At 51.1% G+C, this 18,505-nt stretch carries 13 protein-coding genes and 3 tRNA genes; 2 read left to right on the top strand and 14 right to left on the bottom strand.

The features are described 5' to 3' along the window. Positions 1 to 52: 52 nt before the first annotated feature. From recD to AC55FS_RS08955, 6 genes are all read right to left on the bottom strand, one after another. Positions 53 to 2,203: an exodeoxyribonuclease V subunit alpha gene (gene recD / locus AC55FS_RS08980; RefSeq protein ID WP_496935742.1), complete on the bottom strand. Its 2,151-nt coding sequence runs from the start codon at positions 2,201 to 2,203 to the stop codon at positions 53 to 55. After that, complete coding sequence (gene recB, locus AC55FS_RS08975; RefSeq protein WP_496935741.1) at positions 2,196 to 5,891, bottom strand: exodeoxyribonuclease V subunit beta; 3,696 nt, start codon at positions 5,889 to 5,891, stop codon at positions 2,196 to 2,198. The genes recD and recB overlap by 8 nt, the downstream gene beginning before the upstream one ends. Then, positions 5,888 to 9,436 carry an exodeoxyribonuclease V subunit gamma gene (gene recC / locus AC55FS_RS08970; RefSeq protein WP_496935740.1) on the bottom strand — a complete coding sequence of 1,183 codons (3,549 nt, stop codon included), beginning with the start codon at positions 9,434 to 9,436 and terminating at the stop codon, positions 5,888 to 5,890. Before recC ends, recB begins: the two co-directional genes overlap by 4 nt. Positions 9,437 to 9,577: 141 nt before the next feature. Beyond that, positions 9,578 to 9,654 (bottom strand) — tRNA-Met (locus AC55FS_RS08965). A 40-nt stretch (positions 9,655 to 9,694) separates the two neighbouring features. Next, positions 9,695 to 9,771 (bottom strand) — tRNA-Met (locus AC55FS_RS08960). A 53-nt stretch (positions 9,772 to 9,824) separates the two neighbouring features. Next, positions 9,825 to 9,901, bottom strand: a tRNA-Met gene (locus tag AC55FS_RS08955). A gap of 299 nt (positions 9,902 to 10,200) precedes the next feature. On the opposite strand from AC55FS_RS08955, the gene AC55FS_RS08950 reads away from it, so the two are divergent. Continuing rightward, complete coding sequence (locus AC55FS_RS08950; protein WP_496935739.1) at positions 10,201 to 11,250, top strand: AraC family transcriptional regulator; 1,050 nt, start codon at positions 10,201 to 10,203, stop codon at positions 11,248 to 11,250. 13 nt (positions 11,251 to 11,263) lie between these two features. On the opposite strand, the gene AC55FS_RS08945 is transcribed toward AC55FS_RS08950, so the two are convergent. The 6 genes from AC55FS_RS08945 to AC55FS_RS08920 all read right to left on the bottom strand — a co-directional run bounded on the left by AC55FS_RS08945 (position 11,264) and on the right by AC55FS_RS08920 (position 16,586). Next, entirely contained in the window at positions 11,264 to 11,719 is a 456-nt protein-coding gene (locus AC55FS_RS08945; RefSeq protein ID WP_496935738.1) for a hypothetical protein, read from the bottom strand. A gap of 51 nt (positions 11,720 to 11,770) precedes the next feature. Next, positions 11,771 to 12,448 carry a class I SAM-dependent methyltransferase gene (locus AC55FS_RS08940; RefSeq protein WP_496935737.1) on the bottom strand — a complete coding sequence of 226 codons (678 nt, stop codon included), beginning with the start codon at positions 12,446 to 12,448 and terminating at the stop codon, positions 11,771 to 11,773. Then, entirely contained in the window at positions 12,439 to 13,497 is a 1,059-nt protein-coding gene (locus AC55FS_RS08935) for a murein transglycosylase domain-containing protein (RefSeq protein ID WP_496935736.1), read from the bottom strand. Before AC55FS_RS08935 ends, AC55FS_RS08940 begins: the two co-directional genes overlap by 10 nt. Before the next feature lie 67 nt (positions 13,498 to 13,564). After that, the gene (locus tag AC55FS_RS08930) at positions 13,565 to 14,884 is read right to left on the bottom strand and encodes a DUF1329 domain-containing protein (RefSeq protein ID WP_496935735.1); all 1,320 of its coding nucleotides are present in this window, start codon (positions 14,882 to 14,884) and stop codon (positions 13,565 to 13,567) included. 192 nt (positions 14,885 to 15,076) lie between these two features. After that, a complete protein-coding gene (locus AC55FS_RS08925; protein ID WP_496935734.1) occupies positions 15,077 to 15,682 on the bottom strand; it encodes a Yip1 family protein in 606 nt (201 codons plus the stop codon). Positions 15,683 to 15,815: 133 nt separating this feature from the next. Next, positions 15,816 to 16,586, bottom strand: a complete 771-nt coding sequence (locus AC55FS_RS08920; protein WP_496935733.1) for a TatD family hydrolase — start codon at positions 16,584 to 16,586, stop codon at positions 15,816 to 15,818. A 108-nt stretch (positions 16,587 to 16,694) separates the two neighbouring features. On the opposite strand from AC55FS_RS08920, the gene AC55FS_RS08915 reads away from it, so the two are divergent. Beyond that, positions 16,695 to 17,069, top strand: a complete 375-nt coding sequence (locus AC55FS_RS08915; RefSeq protein ID WP_496935732.1) for a hypothetical protein — start codon at positions 16,695 to 16,697, stop codon at positions 17,067 to 17,069. On the opposite strand, the gene AC55FS_RS08910 is transcribed toward AC55FS_RS08915, so the two are convergent. Both AC55FS_RS08910 and msrA read right to left on the bottom strand, forming a co-directional pair. Beyond that, the gene (locus AC55FS_RS08910) at positions 17,061 to 17,798 is read right to left on the bottom strand and encodes a ParA family protein (protein WP_496935731.1); all 738 of its coding nucleotides are present in this window, start codon (positions 17,796 to 17,798) and stop codon (positions 17,061 to 17,063) included. The genes AC55FS_RS08915 and AC55FS_RS08910 overlap by 9 nt on opposite strands. A 61-nt stretch (positions 17,799 to 17,859) precedes the next feature. Continuing rightward, the gene (msrA, locus tag AC55FS_RS08905; RefSeq protein ID WP_496935730.1) at positions 17,860 to 18,483 is read right to left on the bottom strand and encodes a peptide-methionine (S)-S-oxide reductase MsrA; all 624 of its coding nucleotides are present in this window, start codon (positions 18,481 to 18,483) and stop codon (positions 17,860 to 17,862) included. Positions 18,484 to 18,505: the final 22 nt, after the last annotated feature.

The following is an 18,505-nucleotide window of genomic DNA, read 5'->3' as shown; positions in this document are numbered from 1 at the left end:
ACACCCGGCAACTCAGCTCTGCAAAGAGCCTGCTTTGTTCAGAAGGCCACACCTAAGACGTGTGGCCTGCCAAACACTGCCGCAATCCCGAACAACGCTGCACACTTTGCGCAACGGCCTGGTGAACAATGTGCTCATCCGGCGCTATTAAACTAAACCAATTTTTTGCCCGGGTAATACCGGTATACACCAGCTCTTTGGTCATCACCGGGCTAAGCCGATCGGGCAACACTAAACAGGTATGATTAAATTCAGAACCCTGGGATTTATGTACTGTCATGGCATAAACCGTTTCTAGCTGCTGTAGCCGGCTAGGCGATATCCAACGCACACCATCACCATCAACCCGAGGAAACGCTACCCTAAGCCCCCAAGCTGGCTCTCCAGGCAGAGGATCTGGCAAAGGAATATTCATAACAATGCCCACATCACCGTTCATTAACCCCAGATTGTAATCATTGGCGGTAATCATAATAGGACGCCCGGCATACCAGCCTTTCGATGCTTCGATGTAGCCTCTGGCATGTAGCCTTTCAGCAATCGCCTCATTAAGCGCTTCCACTCCCCATGGCCCTTGCCGCACTGCACACAGCATCTGAAATTCAGAAAAATCCTTTAGCAGCTGCTGCGCCAGTACTTGCCACTCATCTAAGCTGCTGTGCTCAGTCAAGCTGTGGCCGCGCAGACGCTCAAGATAATGGCCATACCCTACTGGCGGCGATAAACAGTGATCTCCAACTATTCGCCCTTTTCCACCCTGTAAAAATGCGCTTGCCGTGCCATTTATCGCATGATTTAACAAGGCGGGCATTGGCTCAGACAGATCAGTTAGCCACAGCACATCGTTAAACAGCGGTGTACGACAGGCCTGCAACAGAGGTTTTGTTAGTTGTCCATCATTAACCGCTTGGGCCAGTTGCCGAATACCGCTGTCCTGCTGAAAACGGTAGCTCTTGCGCAACATCGCAATGGCCTGATCCAGGGGCTGGGCATCATCACACACCAACGCCTTTGGCAGCGACTGCTGACACACAGATGCCAGCCAATCGGCCGTTTGCTGAGTGTAATGACCGGCCGTTGCTCGTTGACATAATTCCCCCAGCACCGCACCGGCATCCACTGACGCCAACTGATCTTTATCGCCCAATAAAATCAGCTGTGCGTTAGCTGGTAGAGCGTCCATTACCGCAGCCATTAATTCCACATCCACCATAGATGCTTCGTCCACTACCAAAATATCTAACGGCAATGGCTGGCCACTGTGATGTCGAAAATAACGACTGTCGGGCCGACTGCCCAGCAGTCGATGCAAGGTCACCACCTGAGTAGGAATCAGCGACATCGACGGCGCACCGGGTAATTCAGACAATGGCAATTGCTGCACGGCCGAGGCAATGGATTCATTTAAACGTGCCGCCGCCTTACCCGTGGGGGCTGCCAAACGAATACGAAAGGGTCGTGATTGATGCGTTACCGCGATCGACTGCAATGCCGCTAATAACTTCACCACGGTGGTGGTTTTACCGGTACCAGGGCCTCCGGTGATGACCGCAAATGGACTTTTTGCAGCAATCGCGCAGGCCATCTTCTGATAATCAATATCGTCCTGCGGCGCTGTCGCAGTATCAAATAACACTGCCAACGCCGCCGCCAAGGTTAAACTGGGCTCACTGGTAGGCCGACTTAATTCCGACTCTGACGCCAGCCTTTGCGCAACTGCCGCAGCAATATCCTGCTCGTACCGCCACCAACGTCTTAAATACAGACGTTGGCCTTGCAAAACCAGTGGTGTTAACGATTGGCCATCACTCACGACTGTGCTCGTTTTCAGCACGTTCACACAGGAAGACAAATCCGTGCCCTGTAACAGCGCCGCTGGTTGCTGCTGTTTTGGCAGTCGCCAGCCAGATTCAGGTGGGGGCAACGCTAAGGTTGCTTGTGGCTGGTTAAACAATGCCTTTAAATCCAGACACACATGACCGCGCCCCACCTGATGGGAAAGCAAGGCTGCTAGCAGCACCACCAATAGCTCGGCTTCACGCCCCTGCTCTTGCTCAAGTTCAACAATAAGACGGGCAAAACCCACATCTAACGGTCGCAGCCATTGTAGTTGTTGCCATAAAGCCAAGATATCGAGCAGTTCTGCCAGGTCAGGTAAGGATTCATTCGGCTCGAACCATAATGATAATTGGCGCTTATCCATCGTTCGACTCCAGTGGCTCTGACGTGACGCCGGCAAACAAGGCATCTAACGATTCAATCACACAACGTTCTGGCTTATCGATAAAGACACCCCGACTATCGCTGTGAACACCGCGCAAAAATACATACACGGCACCGCCAATATCACGATCATAATCGTAATTGGGCAGCCTGGCTTTGAGTAAACGATGTAAGGCCAACAAATACAGCATATATTGTAAATCGTAACGTTTATCAATAATCACCTGGGCCATCGCTTGATCATGGTAAGCATGGTCATTATCTCCCAGATGATTGGATTTATAATCCAGCACGTAATAACGTCCTTGATGCTCAAATACCAAATCAATAAAGCCTTTGAGCATGCCATTTAAACGCCCTGGTTTAATACTGGCGCGCGGCTGAGATGCCAGTGTGTTTCGACTAACACACAGATCAAGCTGAGTTAATACGACGTCCTCACTTTCAAACCAAAACTCCATTTCCACCTGGTACTGTTGCAGTTGCGCCAAACTCACCTCGTCGTCAGGCAAGGGCAAAGGCATTTGCAATAGCTGCAATAACCAGTCGTACACACAGGACTGCCATTCCTGCCAGCCCAAGGTCAAACAGCGCTGCGCCACTATCTCTTGTAACGGTTGTGAATCTTTTAATAATTCGCCAAAACCAAAATCAGCACACCACTCCAGCAGCTCATGCAAGAAGGTGCCCGCCTGAGCGCCACGCGGAAATTGATGAATAGGAGAACCAATAAGGCCACTATCAGGCTCATTCATCTCCGTATTAGCGTCGGCCTCATCGGCCAAGTTTTGTTGCTGTGGCTGCTCAAATTCAGTCCGAAATGCCGTTTTCGCCTCACCCACGGCACTGTATTCAAGTGATGAGTAACTGGCGATCCACCAGTCTTCCTGGGTCTGACGCAAAGCCACTTGAGCGTCGCCTAATTGTTGTTGCGCTTGCGGTTGATAACGAAGCTCAGCGGGTTCAGGCAGAGGCTGCACAGCAATAGCGCTGCAACATGTCGACAATGCTTGAAGACCTGCTTCCAGATCCTCATTGGCGACTAGATAACCGAGCGCACTGTCTTGCCATCCACTGACGGTGGGTGCCCCAACCCAAGTGGCGAAGCGCGCACGGGTCAAGGCTACGTACAACTTACGTATTTCTTCGCCCAAGCGTTCACGCTCGGCTTTTTCCAAGTCGGCTTCGGTCGGGTCAAAAACCAAGCGTAACTGACCTTGCTCGTCATGGTATTGAGCCAAAAAGACTTTAGCGGGCCGCGACCGGCTATGAGTAGCAAAAGGCAAAAATACCAGTGGGTATTCCAGGCCTTTTGATTTATGCACGGTCACGACTTTTACTAAGCCCGCATCACTTTCAAGACGCACAGTCCGGTGCTCATGCTCATCGTCGGCCTGTAGCAATAGCTGTCGATAGTGACGCAATAATGCTTGCTCACCTTCCAATTGCTGACTGTCTTGTTGCAGCAATTCTGCCAAATGCAAAATATCCGTTAAACGTCGTTCACCGTCATCAAAACTCAGCAGCCGTGCCGGTACCTCATAATCCATTAATAAACGCCGCAACATCGGCAGAACGCCTTGGCGCTGCCACAACTGCTGATAACGTACAAAACGCTCGATGGTGCGCTCCAACTGCAACTCATCGCTCAGCAAGGCATCCAGTGACTGCCAGTCCAATCCCAGCGATGGCGTTGCCAAAGCGGCGCGAATATACACCAGTTGCGATGGCTCTGCACAGGCGCGCAGCCAACTTAGAAGCTCCAGCGCTTCTTGGCATTGCAATACCGAATCGCGATCGGATAAATAAACACTTTTCACACCGTAAGCCGTTAACGCTTGACGAACAGCTTGAGCCTCGCTGCGATTATTAACCAGCACAGCAATATCATGCGGCGCTAGCGGTGTTAGTTCATCATCGCCTTTAAACCCCGCTCGACCTTGCTGACCCAGTACCAGTAAACGGGCTATTTCACTGGCACAACCTATAGCTAACTGCTGCTGGCTATCGCCTTTGCTCAGGTCTTTACCGGAATCACTCCGCTGGCTATAAAAAATCAAACTGGCAGGAGCTTGCTCATCACAGCACCAGTATTTATCGGCCAGCTTTGCGTCAACGGGCAAAAATGGTAGCTGCGACTGCTCACCTTGACCAAACAGAAAGGCACCATCGCCACCGTGCTGATCGGCGTAACTAAATACATGATTGACGGCATCAACCATCGCCGGCGCAGAGCGATAGTTACTGGCCAGGGTGAATATTTGCTCATCCACCAACTGTCGAGCTGACAGATAGGTAAAAATATCGGCGCCGCGAAAACCATAAATGGCCTGCTTGGGGTCACCAATCATCAAAAAACAGCCAGCACCTCTTGGCGGCGATGTCTCGGCATAAATATTGCGAAAAATTCGATACTGGACCGGATCGGTATCCTGAAATTCATCCACTAAAGCAACAGGAAATTGCTGGCGAATAGTAGTAGCCAGCTGCTCTCCACGATGGCCACGTAAAGCCTGATCCAAGCGCAGCAGTAAATCATCAAAACCCATTTGACTATGTAGCTGCTTTTCGTATTCCAACCGTTGCTCTATCCAGCAACAAGCATGGCGTAATACCGCGCTGCGAGCCGAAGGCATATTGCGCGCCAGCGCCTGCAAATCGCCAATGGCCGTAAATGCCGGGTGCTGAGGCACGTCTTCGTCGCCTTTAACAATGCGCGCCAAGCCTTCTGGGGTTTGATTAATCAGACCGGCTTTATCCAGCCCCTCGGGCAAACGAATATCGGACTGAGACCATTGCAACAACATCGACCAAGCCTTTAGCATGGAATTTTTGCTATTACCGTTTAGGCGTTTCTGCTGCTGCAACTGGTTAAGTAATTCTTCAACCTCACTGTGCCAGGATGACCAGGGATGCTGCTTTAATGCATCCACCTGTTGCTGCTGTTGCTGCAGCGTTTTAACGATACGCTGCTCCACATCACCTGCATCGTCGGTAGCCGCCGGCAACTTACCAAGCAACGAACGCACCGACACCAACAGCTCATGGGGTTCGCGCCACCAACACAAAAATTCCTCGGCAGCGCGATCCGACAGAGGATAAATAAAGGTGCGCCAATAGTCTTCACAGGCTCGGGTTAGAAGTTCAGTCTGATCTGCTTGCAACGTGAGACGAAATAAATTCCCACTGTCAAAAGCGTGTTCACTCAGCATCCTATGACACCACCCATGAATGGTCGACACCGCCGCCTCGTCCATCCATTCAGCGGCCAGTAGCAATTTTTTTCGACACTCTGGCCACAATGCTGGGTCGCTATAATGCTCGTCACGCAGCTGAAATAAAGCCTCGGTATGGGTAGAAACAACCGCATGCTCACTAAATACCTCAGCAGCCTGTGTTAGGCGCGCACGAATGCGATCACGCAATTCTTTGGTGGCGGCATCAGTAAAGGTAACTACCAAGATATCTGGCGGTAACAAGCCATCCGTTAAACCTCCCTGGGCTTTAGGCTGGCCTAACACCAAACGCACGTACAACAATGCAATGGTAAAGGTCTTTCCTGTGCCGGCACTGGCTTCAATTAATATTTGACCCGTGAGAGGCAAGGATAACGGGTCTAACTTAGCCGGCTGATGAGGTGATTTTTTTTCAGGTTGCTTACTGCTCATAAACAATCCTTCAGCTCAGACAAATCGGGCGCTATGACGGGTTCACCTTGCTCAGCTTGCCACAAAGGTAAATAAACCGCTTTAAGCATCACAGTAAAATAGTGATCAAATAATTGCTCAGGCTGTGAATAGGCTGATCGCAAATAGCCTAGGTCACGCTGCCATGCCTGTTCTAAAACGGCAAGCGCCGCCTGCTTGGCCTGTAACTCATCACCCTGATACTTTTTACTTTTATAAAAGCTTTGAATCCAGGCAAAGGCGGCTTCGCAATGCAACGCCAGCGGCTGGCAACTACCATGACACCAAAGCTGAAGAATGGCTTGCAAGCAGGCCTGCGAGACATCAGCAGACAGACGCGCAAAGTGAAACTCGCGACCTTCTTCTTTAGCGATAATCAGTGTTTCAAACGGTTGGTCTGATAATTGGCCGGCCAAATGATAGAGCCAGTCTTTCATTAAATTGCGATAACGCACCTTACGCTGAGCACCACTGCCACTCAGCAAACTGCTTTGCGCAACCACCAAACGACAATAATGGCCCTGGTCGTTCACCCGAACATCCGCTAACCAATCCGCGACCTGCACATCAGAATGACCGCACATGGCAGTATAAAAGGATTGGCTTTCAACCGCTTGCGGCCAACTGTGTTTGGCCTTGATATAACGTCGAAAGAGATCGGGCATGCGCCCTGCTAGAGCAGTAGTCAGCAGTTGCTCGTTAATACCCATGCCGAGTTCACCACGCTGGGCCATACGCAATAGCTGTTGTTTTAGTGCAGCGTCAAATTCTTCCTCAGACTCACAGCGCTTCACCACCTGCTCAATCAGCTCCTGATCCAGACGCCAACGAGTAAGTCCATCAAAGGCGAAAGTCTCATGATCAAGGTCCATTTGCAGCTCATCAGCAAACTGCACTTGCAAACGGCGTTGATAGAAGGTTTCGATCGGAGATTTTAAAAACTGCGCCAAATCGACCAAGGTCAGCGGCTCTTGCGGTGGTCTAAATGCCAACGGCTGACGCGATGGTGATGGTAAAACGCCCTCGTGGGCTGCGCGCCATTCCTGTTCATAAGTAAAAAAAGCAGCAGCGGTCGATGGTTTATCTTCCGCATTAGGAAAATATTCACGACTAAAGGGCTGCAATGGATGGACCGTCGTTAATGGCTGACAAACACTCTGTGTATCATCATCACTGCAGCGCCACAGCAAATTTAAATGATCTTGCAGCTGGCTAACCAATACCGATGGTGGGCGCTCACTATCGTCGCGAATGCTGCGTCCGACCCAGCTGATGTACAAATGATCGCGCGCTGACAACATGGCTTCCAAAAACAGATAACGATCATCTTCACGACGTGAACGGTCGCCAGGGCGATAATCATGAGCCATTAAATCAAAATCAACAGGCGGCCTAGAACGTGGATAATCCCCATCATTCATACCCAGCAAACAAATTCGTCTAAATGGAATCGCTCGCATCGGCATTAGGGTGGCAAAATTCACTTTACCCGCTAAAAAACGCTGATTAAGGCCGGCTTCGTCTAGGCCATCCATCACGGCATCACGAACGATATCCAGCGGCAATGGCTGAGTTAATAGCGCCGCTTGGCAATCTTCCAGCCAGGCCTCTAATTGCCGACGAAAGCGATTCAGCAGCCAGATATCGTCGCTTTCAGCTTGATCAAAAAAATCATCCAACATGGCCGCCAACAGCGCATGCCACTGCTCGGCACTGTGGGATTGCTGTAATCGTTGCCACAGCCATTGCAACTGCCTGACAAACGCATCTAACCGCCCCGCCAAACTGGCCTGTAAACCGGCCACCTCGGCATAGGGCTCAACCCCATTCCAGGCAACATCACCACCCAAGCCATAGCCCAATAACATGCGTCGCATACCGGCTTGCCAGGTATTGCGCGTTAAACCTTCGGGCAACTCAAGACTATGGCGCTGTTTAGCGTGCAGCCCCCAACGAATATTCGCACCTTGAACCCAACGTCGCGCCAATGGCAGTTCGTCATCACTAATACCAAATCGCGCTCGCAACGATGGCACTTCGAGTAAAGATAAAATATCGCTACTGGCAAAACGACTGCGTGGCAATGACAACAGCGTCTCCAGCGCAATATACACAGGCGATTGATGCCGCTGCCCCTGATCTGAAATAGTAAACGGAATAAAGCGTAAATCGGTGCGATCATGGCGGCCAAATACCGCCTGAATATGGGGCGCATAAACATTAATGTCTGGCACCATCACCATAATATCCCGCGGCCGCAGACTGGCATCGGCATTAAACGCAGCGAGCAGCTGATCGTGCAAAATTTCTACTTCACGCAATGCACTGTGAGCCTGCTGAAAACTCAAAGACCGATCTTTTTTTACATCAACCACACGCTGTTGCTGGGCAATATCATTGACCGGCACTAAATGCAGAATATCGTTTTGTAGCTGGTGCAGTAGGTTTTGACAACCGAGTTCACCATGATCAGAAAAAATATCGATTTTCTGTTTGGGTGTCGGCAAGGCAAAACCATAGCTGGCCGGGTCATCAAATTCATCCAGCAAACGAATATAATCGCGCCCTTGTTTGCCCCAAGCCGCCAGTAACGGATTAGCGTATTGATGTAAGGTGTCAGGATCATCAATAGAGGAAAGAACCGGATGAAGTTTGCCTCGTCGCCGCGAGGCGGTGAGCAACTCTCGGTCAGAGATAATGTCGGCCCAAAAATACTGGCAAGGGTTATGAACGCATAATACCACCTGACTAAAGCGGCTCAGCACCGACAACGCCTCCAATGCCTGTCGCGGCAGCGAGGACACACCAAATACCACGATACGCTTAGGCAAGCGCTGCGGATTAGCTGGCTGTGCGGCAACCGTGCCTTGCTGCATAAAACGCGTGTGAATATGCGCACGACTGCTGCGCTCACTGCCGACGTCATCCAATAAACAGCGCCACAGCTGCGGCTGCCAACAGGATTCAACTGGCAAGGGTTTTCTCTCACCACGGGCGTTAATAACGATATCGTCACCCTGCTCCCAGGCCGCTAACCAGTCGGCGCGAAATACTTGGTACTGGTCGAATAAATCGGCGATTTTTTCTGCCAGCTGAAACACTCGTTCGTCTACGTCGTGTCCTTGCAAAAAACGCGCTAGCGGAGCAAATACGTCATCGCTTTGCACCAACTGAGGAAGCAGGCGATATAAGCGCCACAATAGCCGTCGTTTATCGAACGGCGATTGCTCAGGAACCTCGCCATCCGCCAACACTGCCCGGTAGGCTTGCCAAATAAACCGCGCAGGAAACAAGAACTCCATACTGGCCGCAATACCAAGGCCACCTGCGCCCCCAGCTTGAGGCCGCTCCGCCAGCGCTAGCTTCAACCATTGCGCGATGCCATTACTTTGCACCAGAAAAGTCTCTTGCTGCAGCGGTGGCATGGGGTTTTGCTGACACAAATACACCACAGCCCGCCGCAAATCTTCGAGATGATTGGCGTGAATCGCAAAAAAACCAGGCGTAATTGAGCGTGAATCAGACATAAAGACAAATCGAGCCGTGAAAACAGCCCCATGGTAAACCGAGGTGTGGCAAGAGGATACGCCCGAACGAGAACTATCGCAGTTCCGCTGCAGAAAAGAAAAAGGCCCGCTAAAAAGCGAGCCTTTTGAATTCTTTAAAAATGGTTGCGGGGGCCGGATTTGAACCGACGACCTTCGGGTTATGAGCCCGACGAGCTACCAGGCTGCTCCACCCCGCGGCATTTTTATCTCTGACAATATCAACAATTAGTGCAAAAATGGTTGCGGGGGCCGGATTTGAACCGACGACCTTCGGGTTATGAGCCCGACGAGCTACCAGGCTGCTCCACCCCGCGGCATCTCTTGCTTCTAACTGTTCTAACAACAACTCTACAGTAAACTGCAGTGTTGGTTGCGGGGGCCGGATTTGAACCGACGACCTTCGGGTTATGAGCCCGACGAGCTACCAGGCTGCTCCACCCCGCGTCAGAGGTTGCGCATAATAGGGATGCGGACCTCGGCTGTCAACACTAATTGCTTGTTTCTTTTAGATTTTTCGTAACTAACGATTGTTAGTCAGCGAATCGTAAGGAAAAAAGTCTCGTCTGTGGGTAGCCGACCAGCAACGGTGGTGATAGGTTAGAGCCATAGGGTCATTCGGGCCGTTTTCTTGGGAATAGCGCTAGAGCATCACTCTATCGTCTTAGCCAGAGACAGCCAGGACCGAGCGGTGTCGCAGATGCAGCACCGAACAATAACAACAACAAACAGACAGAAGCAGCACTATGAGTCCACATCCAACGTCTTCCATGACGACGGCGGTGCTCACACCGCTATTTGAAGCGCTAGAGAACCGCGGGCTGTCCACTAGTGAATTACTCCGCAGCATTGATATCAATGCCGATCAGGCTCTCACCCCTGGGCAACGCATGCCCATTCACCAGTTCGACCGCTTGCTGGAGCACTTATGCAAATGGCTGGATGATTCGTCCATTGGCATGCAAATCGGCCGTCATTTAGACATTCGTAATTTTGCTTTACTGGGTTTTCTGCTCAGCAGCTGTCAAACCGCACGCGAAGCACTGACTATTTTGCGGCGTTATTATTCGCTTATCAGCGACTCCCGGGCGCCGGATATTTTTACCGGTCACGAAACTATTAAGGTGGTGTTTTATGTATCACCTGGCAGCAGTGCCGGAAACGCCGCTCGGGCGGAGCTGATCGCCAGCGGCATTCACACCCTGGGTCGCTCACTGGGCGGTAAATACTATCGCCTGACCGGGGTTGGCTTTAGTGCCCCTGAGCCTCAGCACCAGCAACGACTACAAGACTTTTTTGGCTTGCCACTGCAGTATGAGCAGGGCCAAAACTGGATTAGCTTCAGCAGCCGCCATTTGGACAGCCCACTGTATTACGGTAATCCGGCTTTGTTTAATGAGCTGCGCGAGCAAGCAGAGCGAGCGCTGAATCAATTCAGTCAATATCGTGCTTTTAGCCGGCGGGTGCTGTATATCCTGCATCAATGGCCAGAAAACCTGCCAATGACAAAAGACGCGGTGGCCGATTTGCTCAGCACCAGCAGTCGCACCCTAACTCGACGATTGCAAGAAGAAGACTGTCAGTTCTCCACTCTGGTCAAAGACGTGCGCTTAAAAAAAGCCAAACAGGCCTTAGCCACGACCAGTACCGATGTTCAGCAGTTAGCCATGGAGCTAGGATTTTCTGATCGCCGCGGCTTTGAACGAGCCTTTAAGCAGTGGACAGGAGAAACGCCGGCGGCGTATCGGCGACGCCAGCAAAGCCACACAGACGAGCGGATTCTGGTGGCCAGCTAAGTGCTTGGCGGTGCTACCAGTCGTTGACTGATAGCGCCGCCCGTACAGTTCGAATTTTTTCCGTTTCTTCCAGCTTCACCAGATTCTCAAACAGATTGCGCGAGGCTTCGCTGGTCGCTTCACTGGCCATTTGCCGATACAAGGTAATGAGGTAGTCATCGATTTTTAACGCAATGGCTGACAGTTCTTCCACGGACATATCCGGATGACATTCACGGCAATTTCGTAACGCCTCGCTGATCGAGCCCGGCTCAAACTGATGCCACTCGTCCAATACTTTTTGCGCGGTGTTTTCGCTGGTGCTGGCCATGGTGCGAGCCAGAGCGTCTTCATGCTCCGCCAACAACTTGAGCATCATATCAACCCGCTCACGCTGCGTTTGATCTCTTAATTGCTGATATAAGTTGCTCGCATGCTCATGCAGCTTGCGACTGTAATCCAGCACATCCTTCACCGTGGCGTAGCTCATTTAGCGGTATCCTTTTGGCCAGTTAACTGCCTTTAGTTTAGCTGGCCAGCGCTACTCCATATTGATCTGACGCCGATAGATGCATATTTCTACCTGTTGATCAAAATCGTCCAGTACTGGCAAGGTGCCAAACACCGACTTCTCCATGGCATGAAGCTCAGGCAAACAATCGCGCCGCTCGACAATGGACTGACTTTCTGCCAACCACCACTCCGGCACTTGTTTAAGCCAAACCGATAAATCTTGATTGCTACTGATGTCATACAGCACATCCGCCGCCAGAAGCAGATCAATATCCTTTGCCAATAAACTTGCTTCGCTGATGGGCATGACCGTCACGCCATTTAGCTCAGCGTTCACCTGAGCCGCCAACAGCGCCATCGGATCACTGTCGAGTACATAAACATGGGCCCCTGCTCTGGCGGCTGCAATGCCAGCCAAGCCCGAGCCACAACCGAAGTCCAATACGGTTTTATCACCAAGCTCTCTGGCATTGCGATGAATATGACCGGCCAACGCCTGTCCACCCGCCCAAGCAAACGCCCAATAGGGCAGCTTTTGCCACCAAGCCTGAATTTGAGCACTGTTTAGCTGCACATTGACATCGTCGAGTGTCATTAAAGCTAATTTCACGTCTGTCTTTGCAATTGGTGTAACGGCTAATGATGCACCCTCCAAGAGCAAAGCGTGCTGCAGGTGCTGCCAGTTGTCTGTCTTGGTTATTTCCATGCGGCGTATTGCTGTTGTTTAGCGGTGACTTTTTGCAGGTAACGTCGGCTTTCACGACTAGGATGACTCTGCACTATGGTGTTGTACACCTGCTGATCTGACATGGCATTAATTCTGGCGATAGCATGGCGGCGGCCACGAGCAAAGGTTTTAAACAAGTTACCCGCTCCGCCATTGTAAGAGGCAATCATACAGTACTGACGTTTGCGCCAGCCCTGAATGTCTTTGAGATAGATGTCCCGCAAAACCGACAGATAGGCGGTACCCACGTCAACATTATTGGCGGGGTTAAATAAATAACGCCGCGACGGTGTATCTGAGCGCCGATAGATCTTGTCAAAAACATCCCGACCGGCAGTTTTCGGCATCACCTGCATCAAGCCATAGGCTCGTACAGGGGATACCGCCATGGGGTTAAAGCTACTTTCCGTCTCCATTATGGCCAGAATCAAGGCCGGCGATATCTGGTAGCGCTGCGCACTGGCTTGCACCAAGGGCCAATACTGGCGTGCACCGGCATGCAGAAAGTTGCGCACCATGGGAATGTCTACCCAAATCCGCTGCCCTTGCCTTTTGACTGAGCGCTCTGTTAACTGCTGGGCATAGCGATTGGCGCGCCAGGGAAAGAGAATGTCTTCGCCATCGAAGTCTTTCACCCGACCGGCTAAAAACGGTGTCCCCGTCAGCCCCATATCGGCTGCGGTATAAAGATCCACCTGATTAGGGTCCGCTGGCGTTAATAAAGTCGCGGTGATGGCATGCTGCAAGGCCTCCACTGGCTGCTCACCACCACGCTGCTCAACACGGATGCGTCCAGCAGCAAAATCTATGGTGACCCGGCTATGATAATTATCCAGATACTTCACTAAGCGATAACGATCCGAAGCAGCGAAGTCATCACCCCAGATCTCGTCGGCCTGCTCAGAAAAAAACAAGTACTCAAGAATGACCGCCTGAACATCATCGTCGAGCTGCTCGAAGTTCTCCGGCAGCTCGGTTGCCGCTGTCGTTACCGCCCAGAAGAACAGACACCCTAACCACCATCGCACAATAGTATGACTCCCGATTGCTAAGCGGCGAGTATGCACAAAATGGCTAGGCTAGGGCCAGTGGCGATTACCGACGCGCTTCGCGACGTACGGAGCTGGTAGAGAAATCCCTCGGCGTTAACCGCTCACTGAAGTTAGCCGTTTCGCCGCGCTGGTTGTCCAAGCCCTCAGCATAATAACGTCCTGACTGCAGGTCATAGGTCACTTCTAAAGTGGGATACACCATAGGCACATCGTAGAAATTAATGGTGTGGGCTTCCGTGACCTGCCACAGCTCACCCTCACTGTCGTATTCTTCAGCGTACAAAATGGACCAAGAATCTTCATCCACGTAGTAGCGCCGTTTAGCATAACGATGGCGATAGCCCACCCTTAAATTAGCCTCGACCACCCATACTCGGTGGGCCTCATAACGCAGTAAATCTGGCGCTATATGCCGCTCACCCAGAATGCGATCCAGGGTCAGATCCCCTTGGTGCACACGATAAGCATTGTACGGCACGTACAGTTCCTGCTTGCCGACCAAAGTCCAGTCGTAATAGTCCGGCGCGCCATTAAACATATCGACTTGGTCGATGGTACGAATGGAGTTGGTGTTAACGTCGGCGGTGTCATAGGACAAATCGGGGGTGCGTCTTAAGCGCCGCTGGCCAGGCACATAAATCCAGGATTTACGTGGTGAGCGCACCTGATCAAGCGTTTCATGCACTAAAGTAATACGCCCGGCCATCTGCCCTGGCGCTAGGGTTTTACGCTTTAGAAAAAAGATTTTGTTATCAAGCTCTTCTGGCTGCAACCCCACTTCGCTATAACGAATGTAATACTGATAATCGCGCAGTACATCCATACGCTCACCGCCTTGGGTAATCGAGGTAGCAACCGCTTCAAAGCGCATGGCATGGCCACGAAACCTTAAAGTGTGGTTCCACAACACTTCCAGCCCCGTCTTCGGCAATGGAAATGGCGACGCCATGGTGGCATTACGTACGCCGGCACCATACTCAAGCAACTCGGCCCGAGCAGCGTTCTGGCGAATGCCTTGGTATACATACTCTGGATACGACGCACTGCGCCGAGTTGGATAAATGTCCAAATAGAAGTCAGGAAAGCGCTGTAACAAGGCGATTTGACCCGCGGCCAAACGATCTTTGTGCTGCTGCCAATTATCGCCGTTGATGCGTAAATGAGGCCGATCCTCCACAAAGGGATCAGGATGAAAGGCACCGTCGGGGTGGCTGTTATCCTGCTTAAGACCGCCGCGCCAAGCAGGAATATCGTTGCCATTGCCCTGACGTTCAGCGCCTATTGGCGTCAGATCCTGTTGTAAACGCATGACATCCACTGCTGCAACATCGGCCCAACTGACACTGCTCAAAGCAGCGCTCATCAATACAATCAACCCAACACGCATTTATTGTTATCGCTCGTGTGATCAAAAGGGCGTCAAAGGCTAATGAGCGGCGAAAGTTTGATCAATAGATTGTTACAATTTTCTACATTGTGTATTTCCAAAACCTCAATTATTACCATAGTGCAAAAAAATACCGCGCTCAGCGCGGCATTCTGTAGGTGGAACCATTCAAACTATAAAGGACGGAGCAATGCCCATTCCCCACAAGATCACTGTGATGGCCATGCAACCGACCAGGGCACATAGACCCACGGTCAAAATGGAGCTGGCAAAAATAAAGCCACGTTCTTCCGGGATGTCCATAAAAATAGGAATACCGCTGTAAAGCAAATAAATGCTGTAGCTAGCTGCTGCTAACACCACTAATACATCTAGCCACAAGATGGGCACCAGACCAATAAACCCAGATAGGAACATGGGCGTGGCGGTATAAATAGTGAAGATCAAGCAACGCTCAAAGCTGGCGCTGGCACCAAAGGTTTTCTCCATCCACATAGTGCAATAGGAGACAAAGGCCACTCCCGCCAGCAAAGCAAAATAGAAGGCTATTGCCATGGGAACGGCACTCGCCATCGATAGCTTCACCACATCACCGCCAGCGATACTCCAGCCCATTTGGGTGGTGCCTATCAGTAGCGAAACGGGTGGAATAAGGGCCAGAAAAATTAGGTTGCGAACAAACACGGAAGTGATCGACCCGGGTCGCTCACGTTTGATTTGATCCCATTCATCACGAGGGTGATATAACAGGCCAAACATATGGCTGGTGAACATAGCAGGTCTCCTTCACGCATGAACTTGTCTCCAGACTATGCATGGCACAAGCAAAGCTCCAAGCGGTCATTGCTCCTTGTGAAAACCTTGTATAAAAAACAACCTGCTAATTTTAATCAATTATAACGTTTTTTTAGACTTTAAATTGTTCGCGGAAAAGTTGCTGATTTTGCGCCGCTATTTGTGCCAATGACTGGCGTTTCAACCGGGCCAGTATCTGAGCAATCAAAGGAATCATGGCGGGTGTATTGCCTGATTTTAAAAAAGCAGGAGTCATATCTGGTGCATCGGTTTCCAAAAGCCAAGCATTGGCGGGTAATTTGCTAACGGTTTGCCTAAGCTTTTGCGCGCGCGGATGCGTCACCGCGCCCCCCAGTCCCAACGCCAAACCACAATCTAAATATGCCTTTGCCTGTTGAACACTGCCACTGAAGCCATGCACCAAGCCTCCAGCGGTGAATTGCCGTTGACGCAAACGTTGAGCGACTTGATCGTGTGCCTTGCGCACATGCAGCACCACAGGAAGATTTAACCTGTGCGCCAGCTGCAATTGCTGATCGAACCACCACCACTGCTGCTGGCGCTGCTCATCCGTTTTAGCCAACACATAATCCAAACCAAACTCACCAATAGCCACACAGTGTGACTGTCGGGCCAATGATGCTAACGCATCAATGTGTTCTGGGCGATGCTGATTGATAAAATACGGATGCAGACCAACCGCATGCCACCAGTTTGCTTGGCTAGCACATAAGGTTTGCAAAGTCTGACTTTGCTGCAATGAAACACCAGGGATAAGCAAGCCCGTCAGGCCCAACGTCTGACACCACCGCCAGTGCTGCAAACGCTGTGGTTCAAATACCTTAAAATCATAATGGCAATGGCTATCAATCCATTCGAGCATAAAAGCACACCCATTCGGGTTATTTGATGACAAATACTTGCCAGCGAGGAAGCACAGCGCTAATACTGACGCCGTTTCAACGCGCTCCAACAAAGCGGAGAAAGCGCTATGGATCTTACGCTGGATGAGTTACGTGAAGTTATTGTCAGGCCGACGTTGCAACAACTCAACTGCCACAGTTGCGCTAGCGAAAATTTATTAGTTGCCTTGGCGTATCGCCATCAGCGTCACGGCAACCACGATAAATACCCGGGTATTTATCCCATTGATGCAGCGTTACACATGCGGCTTTGGAATCAATGCTTGGCGTTTAATCCGGATTTGGCCAGTCGTATACGCGGCTTAGCCTCACAGCGTGAATTCCTCAATAATCCACATCCAGAACTGACACTGAATCTCAGATATGCCACAGCCATTGCCTGGGCTGCCTACCTAGCCTATCCAACCGAATTAAAAACCCATAAGCCGGCAGCGCTACCGTAAATTTAACCGCGGCAGCACCTGCGCCCACAATGCCCGATAACTGCGCGCTAAAGGTACTTGCGGCTGAGCGATGACAATTGGCTGGCGAAGTTCTAGCATTTTTTCGGCACTGGCCGAATGGGCAATAAAGGTAGGCAACAGACCGTCGCACTGGGCAGCCTGATCTCGAACCCAGCTCACCTGAGCTGATTTGCGTTTATCAAGCATAGTGACAAACGGCAGCCACTGTTTTTTCTTCACCCAATCGAGCTGTTGGCGCATTTGCTGATAAGCGTGCAAAGATAAGCCCGACGGCTGCAGCGGTATTAATAACCGATCAACCGCTCTCAGCACGCCTTCCACCTGTGGTGTCAGTGCCGGTGGACAATCAATTACCACCAACGCGTAACGTTCTGATAGGGCACTCAGTGCTTGCAACATTGCCTGTCTGGCAGCCGATTTATCAGCCATGGTTTGCTGAAATTTTCGCAGTGAAAGATCGCCAGCAATAAGGTGCAAATTGCGCCAGTGTGTTGGCTGAATAAATTCACCTAAAGGAAGATCACCACGCCAGAATTTATTCTGTTTTTGCTCAGCCGTGCAATTCAAAGCCCAACTGGCGCCACCCTGGGGGTCTAAATCCCACAGCAAGGTTGGCAAACCGTCGGCGGCCGCCAAAGCCGCCAAATTAACTGCGGTGGTGGTTTTTCCCACACCTCCCTTTAAATGAAAAACGGCCGCCGACCGCATTGCAGCCTCCTGCTTTATTGGGGCCATCATGGCCCGCTTTATGATGGCACCATGATACCCGTCAATAGCTCACATTACAGCCCGATAGTCCACAATAGCCGTTGGGGTTTTTCGCTAAATATTGTTGATGCTCTTGCTCGGCAAAAAAGAACTCGGTCAGCTGTCGAATTTCCGTAGTGATATCACCCTGACCAGCCTGAGCCAAACGCTGTTGATAATGCTCTTTACTGGCTATAGCCGTGGCTAAATCCTGTTCCGACTCTAGGTAGATGGCCGAGCGATATTGGGTACCAACGTCGTTGCCCTGACGCATACCCTGGGTTGGATCATGACTTTGCCAGAAAACCGCCAGCAATTGTTGTAGCGACACGTCAGCGGCATCGTACCAGATGCGCACCACCTCGGTATGGCCGGTATTACCCGTGCAGACTTCTTGATACGTTGGGTTGGGAGTTGATCCTCCGGCGTAGCCAACGGCAGTGACCAGCACCCCCTCTTGTTGCCATAAGCGTCGCTCTGCCCCCCAGAAACACCCCATGCCGACAATCAGTTGGGCAGCGCCTTCAGGGCGCTGTAACAATGAGCGTTGATTAACAAAGTGCGCATCTTCCACCGGCATCGCTTGTTGGCGCCCGGGTAAGGCTTGTTCTGCGTTAGGGATGGACATCAGTTTTGGACGCCACATAATGCACCTCAATTACAAATTT

It is taken from the genome of Bacterioplanes sp. CLAM21, assembly GCF_059641015.1.
The sequence above is the reverse complement of the archived record's forward strand: the minus strand, read 5'-3'. Positions and strand labels throughout refer to the sequence as shown.